The sequence below is a fragment of the Roseibium algicola genome, from assembly GCF_001999245.1.
In the GTDB taxonomy this organism is placed as follows: domain Bacteria; phylum Pseudomonadota; class Alphaproteobacteria; order Rhizobiales; family Stappiaceae; genus Roseibium; species Roseibium algicola.
In genome coordinates, this window is the sequence record NZ_CP019630.1 from 5,402,743 (window position 1) to 5,421,481 (window position 18,739).

14 protein-coding genes are annotated in these 18,739 nt (G+C 57.3%); 6 read left to right on the forward strand and 8 right to left on the reverse strand.

What is annotated here, in order from left to right; all coding sequences use genetic code 11:
* The first annotated feature begins 50 nt into the window (after positions 1–50).
* Positions 51–1,607 (forward strand): DHA2 family efflux MFS transporter permease subunit, encoded by a 1,557-nt coding sequence (locus B0E33_RS25140; RefSeq protein ID WP_022998347.1) that lies wholly within the window; start codon positions 51–53, stop codon positions 1,605–1,607.
* A gap of 42 nt (positions 1,608–1,649) precedes the next feature.
* Here the strand turns inward: B0E33_RS25140 and B0E33_RS25145 are convergent, their stop codons facing one another.
* From B0E33_RS25145 to B0E33_RS25155, 3 genes are read right to left on the reverse strand one after another with little or no spacing between them, the layout of a single operon-like run.
* Positions 1,650–3,704, reverse strand: a complete 2,055-nt coding sequence (locus tag B0E33_RS25145; RefSeq protein ID WP_077292736.1) for a S8/S53 family peptidase — start codon at positions 3,702–3,704, stop codon at positions 1,650–1,652.
* A 32-nt stretch (positions 3,705–3,736) separates the two neighbouring features.
* Positions 3,737–5,026 carry a phosphatase PAP2 family protein gene (locus B0E33_RS25150; protein ID WP_077292737.1) on the reverse strand — a complete coding sequence of 430 codons (1,290 nt, stop codon included), beginning with the start codon at positions 5,024–5,026 and terminating at the stop codon, positions 3,737–3,739.
* Between the two features lie 45 nt (positions 5,027–5,071).
* Complete coding sequence (locus B0E33_RS25155) at positions 5,072–6,871, reverse strand: adenylate/guanylate cyclase domain-containing protein (protein WP_077292738.1); 1,800 nt, start codon at positions 6,869–6,871, stop codon at positions 5,072–5,074.
* 805 nt (positions 6,872–7,676) lie between these two features.
* On the opposite strand from B0E33_RS25155, the gene B0E33_RS25160 reads away from it, so the two are divergent.
* The 3 genes from B0E33_RS25160 to B0E33_RS25170 are packed head-to-tail and all read left to right on the forward strand — an operon-like array spanning position 7,677 to position 11,496.
* Positions 7,677–9,125, forward strand: a complete 1,449-nt coding sequence (locus tag B0E33_RS25160; protein ID WP_077292739.1) for a tyrosinase family protein — start codon at positions 7,677–7,679, stop codon at positions 9,123–9,125.
* A gap of 1 nt (position 9,126) precedes the next feature.
* Positions 9,127–9,951, forward strand: coding sequence for a DUF2182 domain-containing protein (locus tag B0E33_RS25165; protein WP_077292740.1), 825 nt, complete (start codon positions 9,127–9,129; stop codon positions 9,949–9,951).
* 18 nt (positions 9,952–9,969) lie between these two features.
* Entirely contained in the window at positions 9,970–11,496 is a 1,527-nt protein-coding gene (locus tag B0E33_RS25170; RefSeq protein ID WP_077292741.1) for a gluzincin family metallopeptidase, read from the forward strand.
* On the opposite strand, the gene B0E33_RS25175 is transcribed toward B0E33_RS25170, so the two are convergent.
* Together B0E33_RS25175 and B0E33_RS25180 are read right to left on the reverse strand one after the other, a co-directional pair.
* On the reverse strand, positions 11,497–12,366 hold the full coding sequence (locus B0E33_RS25175; RefSeq protein WP_077292742.1) for a hypothetical protein: 870 nt from the start codon (positions 12,364–12,366) through the stop codon (positions 11,497–11,499). It abuts the gene before it with no gap.
* 27 nt (positions 12,367–12,393) lie between these two features.
* Positions 12,394–12,975 (reverse strand): dienelactone hydrolase family protein, encoded by a 582-nt coding sequence (locus B0E33_RS25180; RefSeq protein ID WP_077292743.1) that lies wholly within the window; start codon positions 12,973–12,975, stop codon positions 12,394–12,396.
* Positions 12,976–13,151: 176 nt separating this feature from the next.
* Here B0E33_RS25180 and B0E33_RS31020 point away from each other — a divergent pair, with 176 nt between their 5' ends.
* Positions 13,152–13,325 (forward strand): hypothetical protein, encoded by a 174-nt coding sequence (locus tag B0E33_RS31020; protein WP_156912482.1) that lies wholly within the window; start codon positions 13,152–13,154, stop codon positions 13,323–13,325.
* Here B0E33_RS31020 and B0E33_RS25185 read toward each other — a convergent pair.
* The gene (locus tag B0E33_RS25185; RefSeq protein ID WP_077292744.1) at positions 13,297–14,832 is read right to left on the reverse strand and encodes an arylsulfatase; all 1,536 of its coding nucleotides are present in this window, start codon (positions 14,830–14,832) and stop codon (positions 13,297–13,299) included. The genes B0E33_RS31020 and B0E33_RS25185 overlap by 29 nt on opposite strands.
* Positions 14,833–15,327: 495 nt before the next feature.
* Here B0E33_RS25185 and B0E33_RS25190 point away from each other — a divergent pair, with 495 nt between their 5' ends.
* Positions 15,328–16,311, forward strand: a complete 984-nt coding sequence (locus B0E33_RS25190) for a SphA family protein (protein ID WP_228148037.1) — start codon at positions 15,328–15,330, stop codon at positions 16,309–16,311.
* 456 nt (positions 16,312–16,767) lie between these two features.
* On the opposite strand, the gene B0E33_RS25195 is transcribed toward B0E33_RS25190, so the two are convergent.
* Positions 16,768–18,294, reverse strand: a complete 1,527-nt coding sequence (locus B0E33_RS25195) for a M20 family peptidase (RefSeq protein ID WP_077292745.1) — start codon at positions 18,292–18,294, stop codon at positions 16,768–16,770.
* Positions 18,291–18,452, reverse strand: a complete 162-nt coding sequence (locus tag B0E33_RS31025; protein WP_156912483.1) for a hypothetical protein — start codon at positions 18,450–18,452, stop codon at positions 18,291–18,293. The genes B0E33_RS25195 and B0E33_RS31025 overlap by 4 nt, the downstream gene beginning before the upstream one ends.
* Positions 18,453–18,739 lie beyond the last annotated feature (287 nt).

Sequence of the window (18,739 nt, forward strand, 5' to 3'; positions counted from 1 at the left end):
GCCATTCCGTCCCTTTCGGCTGAATGACCGCCGGTTCAAGGCTACGTCACATGAGCGAGACGGCACAAAGCGCATCCATCGACGGACGCAAGCTGTTCACCTTCCTCTGCATGGTGTTCGGCATGTTCATGGCGATTCTGGATATCCAGATCGTGTCCGCGTCCCTGTCGGAAATCCAGGCCGGGCTTGGAGCTTCCCAGGACGACATTCCCTGGGTGCAGACAAGTTACCTGATAGCGGAAGTCATCATGATCCCGTTGTCCGGATATCTCTCGCGCATGTTGTCGACGCGCTGGATGTTCGCGCTGTCAGCGGCCGGTTTCACGGTGATGAGCCTGATGTGCGCCACTGCCTCCACGATCGAGGAAATGATCGTCTACCGTGCCTTGCAGGGGTTTCTCGGTGGCGGCATGATCCCGACGGTTTTCGCGACGGCTTATCTGATTTTCCCGCGTGAGAAATTCAACGTCATCTCTCCCGTGATCGGTCTTGTTGCAACGCTGGCACCGACCATCGGTCCGACGCTCGGCGGTTATCTCACCGAATTCGGCTCCTGGCATTGGCTGTTCCTGATCAACGTGGTGCCGGGCATCTTCGTTACGCTTGCCGCTGTTACCCTGATCGATTTCGACGAGCCGGATCTGTCTCTGCTCGATCATTTTGACTGGTATGGCTTCGCGGCCATGGCCATCTTCCTCGGTTCTCTGGAATTCGTTCTTGAAGAAGGTTCGGGCGAAGACTGGTTCCAGAGCGGCGAGATCGTTTTCTTTTCCGCAATCACTGTGCTGGGAGCTGCGATCTTCTTCTGGCGGGCTTTCACGGCGCGAGAACCCATTGTCGATCTGAGAGCCTTTGCCGACAAGAACTTCGCCATGGGCAGTCTTTTCAGCTTCATTATGGGGGTGGGGCTCTACGGCCTGACATATCTTTATCCGGTCTATCTGAGCGGCGTTCGCGACTACACCTCGCTGCAGATTGGCGAGACCATGTTCGTGAGCGGTCTTGCCATGTTCCTTACAGCCCCGATTGCGGGGCGGCTGATGTCCGTGCTCGATCCGCGTGTGATGATGGCAATCGGTTTCTCCGGCTTTGCGATCGGCACCTACATGGTGACCGGTATTACGCACGATTGGGATTTCTGGGAGCTGCTGGTTCCGCAGATCCTGCGTGGCTGCTCGCTGATGCTGTGCATGGTGCCGATCAACAATATCGCCCTTGGTATGTTGCCGCCGCAGATGATCAAGAACGCATCTGGCCTGTTCAACCTGACCCGGAACCTGGGAGGTGCCGTCGGACTTGCGGTGATCAACACGCTGCTGACCAATCGGCAGGATTTCCACTACGAACGTATTTCCGAAACGGTCAACTGGTCGCGTCCCGTCGTCAATGAGACATTGACCAACATGACACATGCGTTCTCGGAACTGGGTCAGAATGCGGAAACAGCGGCCTTGAAGACGTTGTCTGGCATCGTCACCCGTGAAGCGTTCCTGCTTTCCTTCTCGGATATTTTCCTGATCCTGACAGGCTTGTTCCTCGCACTTGTCGCCGCGCTCTATTTCGTGGAACGACCGAAACCGGCACCTGCCGGTGGTGGCGGTCATTGATTTCAAGATAGTGGATCATCCGGACGAGCGCTGCCGTGTTGATCAGGCCTTTCTGTCCGGTCCGAAACGAATTCTTCGTTGCATCCGGCCGCCGCCAATTCGCGTATTGGCCGGTCTTGACGGTGGCGGATGATCGTCAAATGCGGCCTGTGCACTCACGTCACCCTTCGTTGCTGTTTGGCCTTGTGCAAGCCTGTCGGCCATCCATCGGGCAACCTGAGGTGTCGCGACACTGGTTCCATTGAGAGACACCAGCGATCCGCAGCGTGATCCGGCACTCAATATGCCTCGCAGGACGGGTGTGTCGTCGCTGACCGCGGCTGCATCCGGACCGTTTCTCGTCGGACCGGTTGCATTGAATGCCGTTGTTACCGGGCCCGCGGCAGAATAGCCGGCCAGATCGTTGCGGGTTTCGACATATCCGGCAACAACGGCGGGAAACTCGCCGCAGGCAAAGCCGCTTATGGTGCCGCTGCGCTTGACCAGGCAATCGGATCCGGGCGGATCGATCGGCAAGGGGGCCCCAAAGCTGTCTAAACGCTGATAGTCGTCATTGTCGAAATAGGATTGACGTCCAAATGCCGGGAACCCGGGCAAGGTTTCGTCGCGCCGGATCCAGACCTGAACCCGATCGGTTTCGGTCAGGGCAACATTCTCGATTTCGATTTTCCAGACACCCGAAGGTGCCAAGTCATCCGTGACATCGTGATGAAAGGTCGGATGAACGCCGACGACAATGCAACCGCGCCAGGTTGGCGCATGGGGAGGTGTGTAGAGGATCCGGCCGAATTCCACGTTGTCTCCGGAATGGAGGATCGCAGTCTCTCCAGGCACTGTTGAAACCGGCGTACTCCTCGGTCCCACGGGAGGCGTAACGCGCACTCTCACTAGGTTGTCAGGGTTCTCCTTCGGCGGCATCCAGATTTCGACGTAGCTCGCGCTGCGGTCGTCAGGTTGAATGCGCCAGTCTAGGCTGGCGGGCCTGACGTTACCCGTATCCTCATCCGTAAAGGTAACCTCCGCGTGGGTGCGCGCCAGATTGCCGTTCCCGGCAGGAAGAGCCACCTGGATTTCACGCTGGGTGGTCGAGTGAAGCTCTTGATCGATCTTCGCTTCGATCAGACCGGTACCATCGTGCGGTCCTGCAAAATTCCCGAAACTGAAATTGACCACCAGCGGGATCCGCTTGCCGTGATCGGTCTCGAGCCGGTAGCGTTCCGCGTGTATCTTGATGAAGTCGATCGCGCGTCCGAGAGCTGGCAGGATCTGCGCTCCGCTGACATCCATGGTGAGATCGGTTGGCAGCTGCACGCAGATGATGGGGCGCGTGTTGTCCTTCGTGCCGGGTTGGTAACCGGCGGCAAGTCCCATCACATGGGTGCCGTGGGACACTCGCATGGCGGCCGGCTTGAGGCCGGGCCAGCTGTAGTCGATCAATCCGCACTGACTGTAGAAGCGGTGCTCATCGAGGAGCCCGCTGGACGTGTTCGCGGCAAGCAACCCGTCGATTTCGCTCCTGGCAAGGGCGTGGCCCTGCGGGACGACGAGGGTGCCGGTCCGCGGTTTGGCGTCCATGATCCAGGCAAAGGAAACGCGTGACGCATTTGGGTCGTTTTTTCGGAAAAGTTCATGGCCGAACGCGATGCCGTTGTCGATGACAGCGGTAACAACGGTGCCATCCTCGACAAATATTTCCGGCAAATTGCCGGGCATGATCTGCGCGCTCGTGTCGAGCTGTCCAACCGGAACGACAGTCCCAAGGATGATGCGTTTTATGCCGAGTTGTCCCGCGTTCCTCGTCGCTTCCTGCAAGAAGATGTCTTTTGCGTAGAGTGAGGGATACAGGATCGCTTTCTTGGCCGCCCGCTGTTGCGCGGTATAGAAATTCGGGATGAGGACTGCGTCCTCAAGCCCGTTGCCACCGCCGATATCCTTGGCCCTGGCGATCAGATCATCGAGTGAGATGTCATCGAGCTCGACGAGGATGTCCCACCAAGGGTCTTCTTCTCCGGATCCGAACTTTGCTGCAACAGCCAGCCGCCAGTTCGTGACCGGATCGATTGAAAACTCATCAAGGGTTCCGTTGGTATCCGACATGACTTGACCTCCGGTTCGACTTTGCTATGCGATCACGAGCCGTCGTCTTCCAAAGGCGAGGCACCATCACCACCATCCTCGAGTGTTCCGCCACCGCTGCTGCCACCGGCACAGGGTTCCCTCAGGTCCAGCCATTCCTGCTTTGCGCGGTTCCACAGCCAGGCCAGCGGCGTGGATTGAATGGTCGTGCCGGTGAGGGACGTTGTGGTTTCGTCGGCCCAGGCTCCCGGGTCCTTCTGCGTGTGGGTTGCCGGATCGTAGAGCTGTGTCCAGTCGAAATCCCGGCTGTCAGGATACTGGTCACCGTGGAAAGTCCATCCCTTGATTTCATTGGAACCCTGGCACCGACCCGCGAAATAGGCGCCGAGCGTAAGCCCGAGAATTGCGCCGGCCTCGCTGTCGACCGGAAAATGTACACCCGCGACGGTGCGGTTTACTGCAATGCGCGAGGCCTGACGCATGAACATCTTGCCCCAGATCGTGTCGTCATAAGGCACGACACCGGCATCCCTCAGGAGGAGCCAAAGAACCCGGGCCAGCGTGAAGGCTTCCGTCGAATGACCGCTCGGCAGGGTGCCATGCGTGGGCGTCAGGATCATCGGCTGGATCTGCGGGGAGAATTCTATCGGACGCTTGCAGGCCAGGGCATACTTGATCCGCATCTCCACCAGGTTGGCGAGACCCTGCGCAGTTGCCAACAGCTCGATCGTATATGGTGTTCGAGCCGGTGCGATGAATGCGATTGACCGCAGAAATTCAACGGGTGTGCTGAGTTGGGCGATAATTTCAGCCGCACGATCCTGCCGCAGGTCTGCATAATTTGCCACGAGATCGAGCTGCTTCTTGAAGATCGCCATGGTTGGGCGAGACATCCTGGCAAGCATGGCATAAGCCGCGAGTGGCGTATCGGTCCCGTCAGGGTTGCTGGTCACGTTCACGTGCCATACCTGAGCCGTTCCGGAGCTCGTTCCCTCAAACTTGAAGGTGAAGCCGAGCCTCGATGCCAGTTCAAGTGCGTAAATGCTTTGCCGGACTTCCGGAGAGAGGCGGCCTAGAAAAGCATCGTATTCCGGGCAGTTCTCCTGGATGGCCGCTGTAACAGTCTGCCAGGTTCCGGCAATGCCATCGTGATTGGTGATCAGCGCGTTCACGATCAGCGGTGAATCGAAGGAAGGGGCGCCGCCGAACCCGCCAAAGCCGCCAAAACCGCCAAATCCCCCGAAGCCCCCAAACCCTCCGAACCCGCCAAATCCCCCGAAGCCCCCAAATCCTCCAAAGCCCCCGAAGCCGCCTGCCGGATATGCTGTTTCCCTAGGTGTCATGACTAACTCTCCCTACCTTTTTGATTGGCCGGTTCCGCTCCATTCTCAGGGCGGCAGTCCGGCTTGCCTTAGGGTTTCGGCGAAGTCCTTCCCAACCTGAAACTGCGCACTTGGCGAATTCTTCAGCCAGCGGCTTACGGTCAGATCCGGCTGACGCTCGCGCAGTTCGCTGATGGTCTGAGCTGCCAGTTCGGTGTGTCCAAGGCGCATTTCCGCGACAGCCTTGGCACGCAGCGTCGAGGTGTGCGCACGGTTGGAGCGAAGCGACTGATTGGCGAACTCGAGAGCGCGTTCATATTTTTCGGCCGTAACGCAGGCGGATGCCGCAAGCGACAGGAAAAAGTACCTGTAGGGATCGATGGGAGACAGGCGGAGGGCCAGTTCCGTGTCCTTGACAGCCTCCTCGCCAGCTCCCTTGAACGCGAAGAGAGTGCCGCGCAGCAGGCGACCCATGGCATAATTCGGATTGTACTCGAGGGCCATGTTGTAACGCTGTTCAGCTTCTTCGAGCTTGTGCGCGAGATTTGTGAGGGCAAATCCTTCGGACACAAGGGCCGTGACATTTGTCGGGTCGTGGTCGAGCGCGGTTTGCGTGCAGCTCAACGCAAGAGATTTTTCGCGCTCGGGCGAATCCGTCCAACCCTGTTGAACCGCCAGGACGTGCCATTTTGCCTTCCATGCCAAGGCCATTGCGGGTTGGCGCGACGAACGGTGAATCAGTTCGTCAAGAAGTTCGGCGGCGTATTCGAAATGGTGGCGCGAGAGCCTGTAGATCAGTCCAATCGCGCTCATGAGAAGCGAATAGGCATCGAGTGTCTGCATGGGGCAGGACAGTGCCTGTTGCACCTCGCTCCGGAAGATTGCCGCGTGGCAGTCCTTGGCGAACTGATACATGACGGATGAATCGCTAAGGAGGGTAGGAACCTCCTCGCTCAGGCGATCCGACCAGATCACGCGACCGGTTTTTGCGTCGGCGAGTTCCGCGTCCAGAATTACGTGGTTTGCATCACCGCTATAGGTCCCCGACAGGACAAAATCCGCCTGAAGCGTCTCCGAGATCTTGGCAAGGGAGATGTTCCGCATGCGAAAACCTGTCGTCGACAGGCGAGAAATGACATTGAGTTCCGAGGACCGGGACAGTGCGACGATCAATTCCTCTGCGAGCACTTCACCGAGCACGTAATTGTCTCTTGATCTGCTGCGTGGCGTGAAGGGAATAACCGCGACGGTGGGGAACAGGTCTTCGAACTGCTGTAACGGAAAAATGCTCGGGTGGGTTCCCACGGGATGAACCCTGAAGGCCCGCACCGTCTCGGCGACATTCTTGAGGTGGCAATCACCAAGATCCTCGAATTCCGCGTCGAGTTCGCTTGCCAAAGCATCCCTGACCTCGGCGGAGGCAACAATCTCTCCGGGTCGGGCAAGTGACATGAGACGGGCAGCAATGTTGACGTGGCTGCCATAAATGTCGTCATCGCCGGTGGTGAGCACGTCGCCGGTGTCGATACCGATGCGAACCTGCAACCGGTTCACAGCAGGGAGTTGCTCGTTAATCTTTGCCAGTTCCGTGGTGAGACGCATTGCAAACCGGACTGCACTCGTTGCGTGCTCGATTTCAGCCAGAATGCCGTCGCCCAATGACTTCACGAGCCTGCCATCGTGTTCCGGCAGAAGGTCATCTTTCAGGTAGGCGACAAAGGAAAGCCAAGCTCCTATGGATGCATTGTCGGCGGTCGTAAATAGCCGCGCAGATCCAACTACGTCGGCAAAAAGTATTACTTTCTGCCGATTCTCCCATTTTTCGAATAGCCGTACGGGCTTTCGGTATTCAGCGGCTGCCTGCATGAATTCCCTCGTAGCGACAAAATCGCTCCACCTGAAAACAGTCTAAAATCAAATATTAGGCACAAATTTTTCGTAGAAATAATGAGGTAATTAACAATGATTGTTTCACGTAGACAGATTTTCACACGCATTTTCAACGCGAGCTGCGCCATGGACAGGCGAAAGTGCTCTGTGTCCACTTGCGTGCTTGATAATATATTTCCTTTTGTCGCTTCTAGCTTGCCTCCAATCTAGTCGTCTGTAAAGCAATACATTTATTACGCTAGGGAAGTTTTTCTTAAATATTTGAATTAGATTGTTTTGGATGCTCACTTGCACGTGATCGTCGGAAAATAGGGAGGCGATGTGCTCTCGGTGCAATTGGCACTCGTGAAGCCTTCCGGCTGTCCTTTTCGGCTGTTTTCCTGATCCTGACAGGCTTGGTTCTTGCCTTTGTCGCCGCGGTCTCTTTCGTGGAGTGGCCGAAACCGGCACCTGCCGGCACTGGCGGAGGTCATGGATCCGTGTGAGCCGGCTATCTGGCCAGCCTTCTTGTTGAGTTACGGGTATCTAGCCAGTCGAAGTGATTTCGCCTTCGAACACCGGGAAGAGGGGGATCTTGGAATATTGCAACTTTCAATACACGTAATGGTATTGCAGTCGCATTCCGTCAACCTAGGGCGTTACATCTTCGTTATTTCATGCTAACGTAGCTGCCTGTTTGAAAAACAGATTGATGCGCTTTTGATTTGCAGGCGCCGAAAGTAAATTTTCGCTTTTCAAAATTCAGATGACTGTTCTCTCGAGTTTTCAATGGGAGGAAATAATGGCAGGCATAAGAAAAGACATTGCCAAGCTCGGCGGGCCATGGTCCGAAACGATGCTTTGGTATGCGCGAGCCGTTGGTGAACTGCGGTCGCGCCAGTTGCGTGATCGGACAAGCTGGCTCTACCTGGCAGCGATCCACGGCATCAATCCGCAGGGTTGGATTGACCAGAACATCATTTCACCGACCACGCCGGCGCCAAACGCCGACGAGCAACGATTGATGTTCAACCAGTGTCAGCATGCGGGTTGGTTTTTCCTGCCCTGGCACAGGGGCTATCTGCATGCGTTCGAGGCAATCCTGGCAGACTGGATTGTCAGCCAGGGCGGTCCGACTACATGGGCATTGCCCTACTGGAATTATCTCAACGGGTCTGATCCAGCGTCGCGAGACTATCCGCAGGAGTTTCTGGACAGCACCATTCCGGGTGACAACACGCCGAACCCGTTGGCCAACGCGTTTCGTGGCCCTGCCGTGAAACTTGGTCCGCAGGCCTGGATCAATGTCGACATTTCGCTCGACGCGCAAACCACGCAGACCGTTTATACATCAATCCCCGGCACGCTTGGATATGGCGGTCCTATCAGCGGTTTCGACCAGCAGGGCAATGCCTATGGTGCGGTCGAAAGTGACCCGCACAATTTCGTGCATGTCATGGTGGGCGGCAACGTACCGCCCAGTCCGACCGGCTGGATGTACGATCCGGATTTTGCCGGTCTCGATCCGATCTTCTGGGTTCACCATTGCAACATCGACCGCTTGTGGGCGGCCTGGATGACCGGGGGAGGCAACTCCCAGGAAACCAGCCGGCCCTGGCTCAACGGGCCGTTCCCGCGCCAATTTGCGATGCCGGACGCACAGCAAAATATTTCCATTTTCACGCCGGAAGACACGCTGCCGGGCGCGGCTCTTGCGCCGGTCTATGATAATCTGATCGATGGAACGGGCATTACGCCCACCGTGGGGATTGCAATGGCCACCACACCGACAGGTCGGGGCACTTCGACACTCGTCGGGGCAAACGACGAGGTGCTGCAGGTTACCGCAAGTCCGGTAACAGCACGCGTGAAATTGGCTGCAGCGCCAACTGCGGCCCTTGCTGCTGCAGCTCCGGCCGCAGCGGAGCGACTTTATCTCAACGTTGAAGGTGTCCGGGGGACCACTCCGAGCGGTGTTCTTTCCGTTCGTGTTGTTGCGCCAGGCATACCGGATGCGGAAATCAACGAAACTCTGGTGTTCTTCGGCCTTGGCAAGGCCAGTTCAACCGACGGCTCGCACGCAGGCAACGGCCTGTCATCAACCGTGGAAATCACCGACAAGGTTGCGGCCATGCAGGCGCGTGCTGGTGCTGCAATCCAGGAGCTTGAAGTCAGTCTCGTTCAGCCAGAGGGAGCCTCGTCGGAAATTACCGTCGACCGGATCAGCATCTACCGTCTCAGGGTTAGATGACATGTCCCGGCTGGCGGCCTTTGCCGTGCAGACCAGTCGGGGCGCAATGCCCTGGCTGGTTGCCTTGAGCGCGGGCAGCTACCTCCTGCTCGGTTTCGCACAACCAGCTTCGAACGTCGCGGCTATTTGCGGGCGACTGAATGTTGCGCAATCCGTTTACCTGCCCGCACCGAACCTTCAATTCTCGCAGATCTTGCAAGCGGTAGCCGCGGACTGGATCCTGATGGTCGTCGCCATGATGGCGCCGCTGGTTGCTGCCAATCTGTCTTATGTCGGCCGAGTGGTGCATGCGTCCCAAAAGGTGGCTGCAAGTATTGCCTTTCTGCTCGGTTATCTCTGCGTCTGGATCTTGTCGGGCCTGTTGCTTGTGCCACTGGCGTTTGTCCTGGCGCTTGCCGGCACCTGGATCGACCTGTCGTTGGCGTTCGGTGTCGCTGTCGTTTGGAGTATGTCCCCGCTCGCCCAATGGGCCAGAAACAGGTGCCACGGTACTAGCCGGATGGCAGCTTTCGGACAGGAGGCACAGGCTGATGGTTGCTGGTTCGGTCTTCGAACCGGGGCGGCTTGTGTGTTTGCTTGCTGGCCCTGGATGCTTGTGCCTTTGCAGGTGGAGACCGGCCACATTGCCGTGATGGTGCTGACAGGTCTCTATCTTTTCGCCGACCGGATTGCACCGCCTGCCGCGCCAGTCTGGCGCCTGCCTCCGGCACTGGAAACTGTCCTGGGGGTGTCGCTCCTGCCAGGAGGACGCAGAGCGAACAGGCACAGTCCGCCCCACACCAAGCCGCTTGCTGCAACAAGCCAGCCTGTCCGGACACGCCATTGACGGTCAGAGGAGGAAATCATGCCGATCAATTTCATTCCGAACGACCCGAGAGCTGGACACCCGCCTTCAGCCGTCATCGAGGCGCATGCTGAGCGACCAGATGAACTGGCCCGGTATGTCTATCTGGGCTCCGTCCCGGAAGACACATATCCAACTGACAGCGACGGCTTTCTGTTCTGGCAGTGCCGCGAGGCCGCTCTCAGAGCCATCGACCTTTGGGAGTTGATCGACGGGAGTACGCTGACCACGTGGCAGAACGGGAAAACCCTGCGGCTGAAACACAAGACACCGGGGCAGCCTCAACTCAATGCCTATTACGACAGGCTTTCGCTTTCGTTTTTTCAGGTGGATGCTGCCGGGGGAGACAGTTACCGCTCAGGGGCAAGTACCGATGTTGTCGCACACGAGGCGGGCCATGCCTTTCTGGATGCAATCCGCCCGGACCTTTGGGGGGCTTTTCAGGCGGAGCCGGGTGCTTTTCACGAAGCCTTCGGAGACTGCATCGCAATTCTCGTCGCGCTTCAGGACAAGGCGACCCGCCAGGTGCTTGTGGATCAAGGGTTGTTGAGACAGAAGAACTTTGTCGAGACCACTGCAGAGGATCTGTCCCACGGTATTGCCGTCCTGGTCGACGCAAATCACAATGCGGCGGTCCCACGGCGCGCTCTCAACACACATCAATGGGTGATGCCGGCCTCCTTGCCGGTGTCAGGTGGCCCGGGCGTTCTGATCAACGAAGTACATTCGCTGGGCATGATCTTCAGCGGTTGTTTTTACGACACGCTGACGAACATCTATCAGTCGCGCGGTGTGGAGAGCGAAAAAGGATTGCTGGCGGCGGCAAGGACGGCGGGAGAGTTGCTGGTTGCTGCTGCGCGTACGGCGCCACTTAAGCCTCGATTTTTCCAGGCTGTCGGCAACGCCATGCTGATTGCGGACGGAATGCGCAATGCCGGGGTCAATGCCCAGGCAATCCGGGACGGGTTCGAGAGCCATAATGTGCTGTTGAATGCCGAACAACTGACATCCCCCACCGTAGTTCTGGCTGGCCGACCGCCTTCGGAAACCGTTCATTCCGTTCGTGATGTGCTGACACAGGCCTCCCGCCGCAGCCTGCTGGAAGTCACCGGAGATGATACGGATCAGCGGTTCTACGGCAGCCGGGTTCAGCTTGGCGATCAGTCGGTAGCAGCCGTTCGGCGGCGCCAGAAAGTCTCGCTCGCAGATGTCGCCAGCGATCTGGAAGGCGTCTATTGCTACGTTGAGGAAGACGTCCTCATCGGTGAGCAAAACGGGAATGCCGCCCTGCTGGGCGAGGTGGAGACAGTTCGGCAATCCGCTGTCGAGGCGCAAAGCTTTGTCTTCAGCCTGCATGCCGCCGGTCAGATTTCCGAAGAGGCTCACAGCCGGGCAGGCGACGATACGATCGGTGCCGTGAGCCATGTGGTCAGTCACGTGGGGGAGGAGCGTCGATTGCTTCGAAAGCGTTTCAATTGCCGGTGTCACGCTCTTCCAGGTACGGCAAGAGCCTTCCTGTGCACTTGATCAGTTGAAGCCCCTTCGCCGAAGTATGCGTCTGCCGGTCTCATCAGTTTCGACATAGTGCGTCGGTTGACCGAGCAGTGGCGACGCCATGCCTTCCAGTTCTCCTGCTTCAGCTTGGCCTGTCTCACCTGGTGCCATCTCAAGCTGGCCATTGGCCCGCAGACTTTGAATGTAGGCCTTTGCCTCCTGGATCGTGTCTTCAGCAACCTCTTTGAATGCGACAGGGTGAGGGCTGTCGGGCTGTTCAATGACAAACGACGTGGGAAGGTTCAGGAACAGGCCGGAGAGGGCACCAAGAGCGCTGTCTTCCACGGATATCAGGCAATGACCTTCTGCTTCGATCCGTTCCGGACGGAACGAAACTTGCTGGAGATCGACAACACCTTCCGCGGCCGCCAGAACCGGCAGCACCAGTTGCAGGTTCTCGGCCGCGTTTCTTTCGGTTTTCCGGGCAATCTTCAATAGCATTGCAGGCCAGCCAGACATTCCATCGGCGCCAGTCTCTTCCAGAAGAAGTTTCGGTAAACCTGGCGGAAGAGCGCCATCCGTGCTGCCGGGGCTGGCGTCGACCAAAGCACATTCCGATGCGGGATCATTTACCGAGAAACGTTCCTGCAATTCTCTCAGTACTGTCGCGTCAACACCGGGTTTGTTCGTCTCAATGACCTGGGAGGGGCCAGCTGGAAGCCGTAGCTCTCTCAAGGTGGACAGGACTTCAGCTGCGTCATTTGACGAGCGAACAACCAGCGCAAAGGCAAGCCGAGCTCCCGTTTCATCTCTCATCTGGCCAATCGCATCCAGTGCCTCACAGACGAAGGGTCTGAGAGCGCCATGCGGGTCAAGAAGACTGTCCGGTGTCAGAAGCAGCAACCGCAGCAGTTTGGCCTCCTGGTTTCCTCAGACGCGTTGCAGGAATTCAATGACCCGCCGGGTGAGCAGGGCAGACGCTTCTGCATCAAACGATGGTAGCGACCTATCGGCGAAATAGTGCTCCTCTCCGGGATAGAGAAAAAGAGCTGCATCCTCTGCCGTATCGACGATCGCGCGCGCGGCATCGATGTCACCCTCGCCGACGAAGAAAGGATCATTGTCCATTGCGTGGATTTGAACAGGGACGCCATTAGGCCAGGGCCCAAAAGACCAGTCACCGCTGATCGGCAGGCAGGAGTGGATCAGCAAGGCAGCCCGTGCTCCAGGCCGGGTTTGAGCAAGCTTCTGCGCCGGCAACACACCAAACGAGAAACCCGCGTAGACGAGATCGTGGGGGAGGTCATCTGCCAAATGGACACCGCGTTCGCGCATCTCGTCAAAGCCGGTTTCCTCGATGAAGGCGAGGCCCTTCTCGATGCTGTTGAACGTTTTACCCTCGAACAGATCCGGCGTGTGCACTTTGTGACCGGCCTGTCGCAGATCGTCTGCAAACTTCAGCACCCCGGAAGTCAAGCCAAGCGCATGGTGAAACAGCAGAACCTCAGACATCTGGCTCCTCCAGAAGTGGAAAATATCACGCAGCAAGGCATCATGTCATCGGTGGGGCCATGCAAAGTGCGATCCGCCTCCGGGGACGCCTATACGTCGGACGGACTTCTGGCTTTCCGAAGCTGATTGGCAGCGAGAGTGGTAACACGTGGTACTGCGCGCGGGCAGGAAGGAGGTTGAGCGATCTCTATTTTCATTTCGGGTTGTCAGACCTCCCGGTGCTCTTCGCGCGCCGCGCCTGTTGCCTCGCGTTTTTGCCTTCCGGACTTTGTAGTCCGGAAGGCTGTATTCGTGAAATTGAAGATCTGCTGCTTGCTCAGCTTACTGCGGTGGCGGCGCAGCGTTCATAATCCGCTTCGACATGTCCTCAACAGACGTGGAGAAACTGGCAATCCGCGGCGGGAATTCCTCGAAGGAGGCAACAAACTTGTTCACCAGGCCGAGTGCTGGACCGATGGCCCAGGACCTGTTCTCCTGCCATTCGTCAAATCCCCGGGCGTCGTGGAACCGTTCAAAGGGATCGAGATCGAGGCGCGTGATCAACGGGGAGGTCATTTCATACTGGTTGCCGTTGAACCAACGGTCTTGGCTGGTGAATAGGAACTTCCATTCCCCGAACCGCAGGCCGTGGAAAGTGGTTTCAGTGAAATAGAAGAACTCCATCCGGTTGGAAGGCCCGGTTTGGGTCAGCAACGGGGTCTGGTCATAGCCGTCCAGATGAACCTTGAAGGTCTTGCCGCCAATGTCCGCACCCGCCAGAAGCTGTTCCTTGATGTCTGGCTGACCCAGTTGGGACATGATGGTCGGGATCCAGTCCTCCATTGTCATAAGTTCGCCGGTGGTGGTTCCAGCCGGCGTTACTCCGGGCCAGCGAACTGCCATCGGCACCTTGAAGCCGCCTTCATAACCGCCCACGCCCTTTTCACCCCGGAAAGGCTGGTTGCCGCCGTCGGGCCAGGAATTGGACGCCGCACCGTTGTCGGTGGAGAACATCACCATCGTATTGTCGGCGACGCCAAGTTCGTCCAGCAGGTTCAGAAGCTCACCCACGTCGTCGTCCAGTTCCACCATGCCGTCGGCATAGACATTGCCGGTGCCGGTGATGCCGTCATAATGGTCGTTCAGGTTGGTGCGATAGTGCATGCGGGTGGTGTTGTGCCAGACGAAGAACGGCTCGTTGGCGGTGACAGCCTCCGTAATGAAGCGCTTGCTTTCTTCAAGCACGTCCTGGTCAAGGTTGCGCTGAACTTCCTGTCCGAACGGGCCGAGATCCTCGATCTCCTGACCGCCATCTGCTTTTGCAAAGCTGTGAATGATGCCTCGCTGTGCCAGGTTCGCATCCTCGAAAGCCTGTGCCGGATAATCCACCTGCTCGATATATTCCCCGGCGTTCAGGTGGTAGAGGATCCCGAAGAATTCATCGAACCCGTGGTTTGTGGGCAGATGTTCGTCCCGGTCACCAAGATGGTTCTTTCCGAATTGGCCGGTGCGGTATCCCAAGGGCTTGAGCATTTCGGCCAGTGTCGGATCTTCGGTCGAAAGACCTTGTGGCGCACCGGGGAGACCGACGGTGGACAGGCCGACCCTAAGCGGGTACTGGCCCGTGATGAAGGCCGCCCGGCCTGCGGTACAGGACGCCTGGGCATAATGGTCCATGAAGAGCATGCCTTCGTTTGCGATCCTGTCGATATTCGGCGTTTCGCCTGCCATCATGCCTCGGTGGTATGCCGAGATGTTCCACATCCCGACGTCATCCCCCCAGATGACGAGAATATTTGGCTTGTCTGGTTCCTGGGCTGTGGCAGCTACCGGGGCCAGGCAGGCAGCAAGTGCCGCTGCCGCAATAAGTTTCAACATCACGCGGCTCCTTCATGAACGATAAGTCCATCAAACAGCCCAATGATCCCATACGTCAAATGGATTGCAAAAATTCTGTATGCAAACTTTGGGTGTGAGTTAATGCGAGTGTTCGAACAAGAAGGGTATATGCCACCGGAAAGTGAGCTGCTGATTTCGGGACATGGTGGCAAAGACTTCCAAAGTTGCATCGACCAGACAGTTCAGTGAACGTTGACGATTTACCCCAAGCAAAGTCCAATTCGTTGCTGGATAATATCCCGGGGAAATTGCATACTGTAGCTTCGCTACCAAATTGAAGTTGTTCTTTTTCTTCGGGTGTTGGGAGCTCGTATTGAAAAGGTGGCCCGGCAGACTGGCGAGTATGAGAGTAGAGGACTGCCTTCATGCAAAAATCGGTCTGTCAAACGGGCGGTAAGTGCGCAAGCAAGTGGAAATCGACACACAGGGCCATGCAGCAAACCCGTAGCGACTTTTGAGGCAGGAGAGGCGGACGTGGGCGAGACCAGAACCAGCAAAGCACGCAGACACTCACTCACCTTGAAGGTGTCGCTGTTCGCACTGATGTGCCTTGCGGGCACACCGCAGCAGGCAAACTCGGCTGAAAGCGGTGTCGGGTTCTATCTGCTTGGGTCCAAGGGGCCATTTGCGGCGGTGCTGCCCGGGCCGGGTGTCTACTTTCAAAATGACGTCTATTTCTATTCAGGGTCTGCCGGGGCGAGCCGTGACCTGCCTGTTGGCGGCAGGGTTATCGGCAATGTCGACGCGACCGCCTATATCGATCTCGCAACAGGCTTGTGGGTTGTACCGACAAGCGTACTTGGGGGCAGCCTTGCCCTGCAGGCGACGGTTCCCTGGGGTGGACAATCCGTCGATGCTTCACTTGATGCCGGCGGAATTCTCGGAGCGTCTGTCAGCGATACGGTGTTCACGATTGGTGACCCCGTTGTTGGCGCCTCGCTGGGCTGGCACAACGGCAATTGGCACTGGACGACGGGTTTCCTCGTCAACGTGCCGGTGGGGGACTACCAGAAAGGCGAGATTGCCAACGTTGCCTTCAATCGTTGGGGGCTCGACATCAACGGTGGCGTGACCTGGTTCGATCCTAAAAGCGGTTGGGAGGTTTCTGGTGTCGCCGGTTTCACCTTCAACGGCGAAAACCCGGCCACGAACTACACCACCGGAACGGAATTTCACTTCGAAGGGGCGCTCACCAAAACCTTTTCACCCCAGTTCTCGGCGGGACTGGTCGGCTATTACTACGACCAGATTACAGCCGACAGCGGATCCGGCGCCAGGCTTGGCGATTTCGAGGGGCGCGTTGCCGCACTCGGCGGCACGGCGGGCTACAATTTCCAGCTCGGCCAGACACCGGTCTCGACACGCGTGAAGGTTTACCGGGAGTTCGCTGCGGAAAATCGTCTGGAAGGGACGTCGGCCTATCTCACCCTGACGATCCCGCTGGGCGTCAAACAGTAGCGCAGACTGGGCAAATTTTTATCTTGTTCAGCAGGCCATGAAGACCTCAAGTCACATGTAGATGTGGCCTTTTTCAAGACAGGCGAGCGGCGCAAAACCAGATCCGTCTTTGCAGAGGGAGAACTTCAGGATTCCGCAGTCGATTTCCAAAAGAAGCCAGAGCTTTCAAGGATCTATCCAAACCAACTTCTACAGAGGCCGAGGAGTATCTCTTTGTTGTTTCTGGTTTCGGTCGTAAAAAGCGTTTGAACGCAAGTCGCCCGACGCGTTGCCGAAAGCAATTTTGCCAGACAATCCTTCAGCTCGAAGACGAACGCCCCGGTCAAAAAGGCGGTATTGAGATCGGTATTTGCCCCTTGTGTTCGCCCGCTGGATGCCCGCGTTTCCTAAAAGGCTTATTTGGTACTATCGTTACCGTTGTCCCTGCAGTTCTGCCAAACAATGCTGGGCCCGATTTCACAGGTCGTCCAGATTGTCCATCATCTGGTAGAAGAAGCCGATGGTCTTGCCGTATTCATCGACTCTGATGCGCTCATTGACACCATGGAAACCTTCAAATTCCTTCGTGTTTTCAAGCTGGATGCCGGTGATGGTAAAAACGTCCGGAGCGAACGGCCGGGCCTGGAAGTGTTTTGAATCCGAGCCGCCGATCACGAAGAACGGCGCCACGACGAGATCATTGCCCCAGATCTGGCGAATGGTCTTTTCCAGTGCCTTGTAGCCGGGGCCTTCGGGGTCAGCCATGGCGGTTGCAGGTGTCGAGGCGGAGATGTCCCGAATGGTTATGCGGTCGTCGCCGATGGCATCCTTTACGTGCTGGATGATGACCTCGGGCGTGTCGCCGGGCATGGGGCGAAAATTCACGACTGCCGTCGCTGAAGGTGGCAGAACGTTATCCTTGATGCCTGCATTGAACATGCTGACGGCGATTGTCGTATGCATCATGGCCCGGGTGACCTGATTGCCGGCCATGACCTCGACAAACTGCTTTTCGAGATCGGTCATCTCGCCGTCCTTGCCGAAGGCAACGGCTGCATAAAGCGGCTGATAGGCTTCATCCAGTTCAGGCCCGAGATAACGATACTGATGACGCAGCGCAGGATGAATGCGGTAGGGAAACTGCGCGGCTTCCAGCTTGGTGATCGCCTTTGCGAGAATGCCGATATTCGATTCCTCGGGCGGCTGCGATGAATGACCTCCGACCCCATGCATCGCCAGTTCCAGGCTGACGTAGCCCTTTTGCGCTATGCCGATCAGCGCCGTATTATCTGGAAGTCCGGGGAAGAGACCGGGCACCAGCGGAGCTGACTCGTCCATGACAAAGGCAAATCGCTTGATGCCGCGTTTTTCCAGGGTCTCCGCAATGAATCTGGCCCCTTCCGGGCCGCCGACTTCCTCATCCTGGCCAAAGACGAAATAAATCGTCCGTTCCGGCTGCCAGCCTTCCTTGATCTTCATTTCAGCGGCTTCAAGAATGCCGTGAATCTGGTTCTTGTCGTCAAGGACACCACGTCCCCAAATGTATCCGTCGGCAACTGCCCCGGAGAAAGGATCCTGTTCCCACTGATCTCGCGAGTCCGCCGGCACTGGCACCACATCCTGGTGGGCGTAGAAGAGTGCTGGCTCCAGATCCGGGTTCTTGCCTTCCCAGGTGTAAAGCAGGCTGTAGGGACGCGGATCACCGAGGATTTCTCGCTTCAAGACCTTGTGTACCTCCGGATAGGCCTCGACAAGGAACGCGTGATAGTCCTCAAACGCCTTGGTGTCGAAGTCGTCCCGGTCCTGATTCGAGATCGTCGGAAACTGCACGGCCTTGGATAGTCGCTCCACCGCGCCATCGAGGTCGACGTCGATCGAAATCTGTTCGACGCCTTTCATTTGCTTGGAAGAGAAATCCTGCGGCTCTTCCGCCAAGGCAGTTGCGCCAAAGGCAATGGAAGCCACGAGTGAAAAGCCGGCCGCATATCTGGTGGGGCACTTCATGTTGGTCTCCTGGCGTGCTCGTTCGACAAGAACCGATCCTGGTTGATCGTGTTCTTGTAGATTTCGCCGTCCTTCATGATCAGGATGAGATTTTCATCGGATCTGCGATCAGGCCAATTATTGTTCTCGTCCGTCACCCGGTTAGCGAGAAGTTCCATCCATTTTGCACCCATTTTTCGGGCTTGGTAATTAATCTTGATCAATCAGCTGGTCTGTTTTGCAAATTGGCCAAAAAGCGACGGTGGGGAAGCACTACTTGAACCTGCGATCGTCGTCCTGGAAACCGGCTCTGTTTGCGGGGGGCTCTTTGGATACTCGCTCATGGTCTGTCAGCGGCCCTTCGAATGCCGATGGTGTCGAGAACCGTGGCATGGAATGGCGGAAACCGGTGCTGACAAAAAGAAAACCCGCCCGATCGTTTCCGATGGGCGGGTTCTTTCGTCTG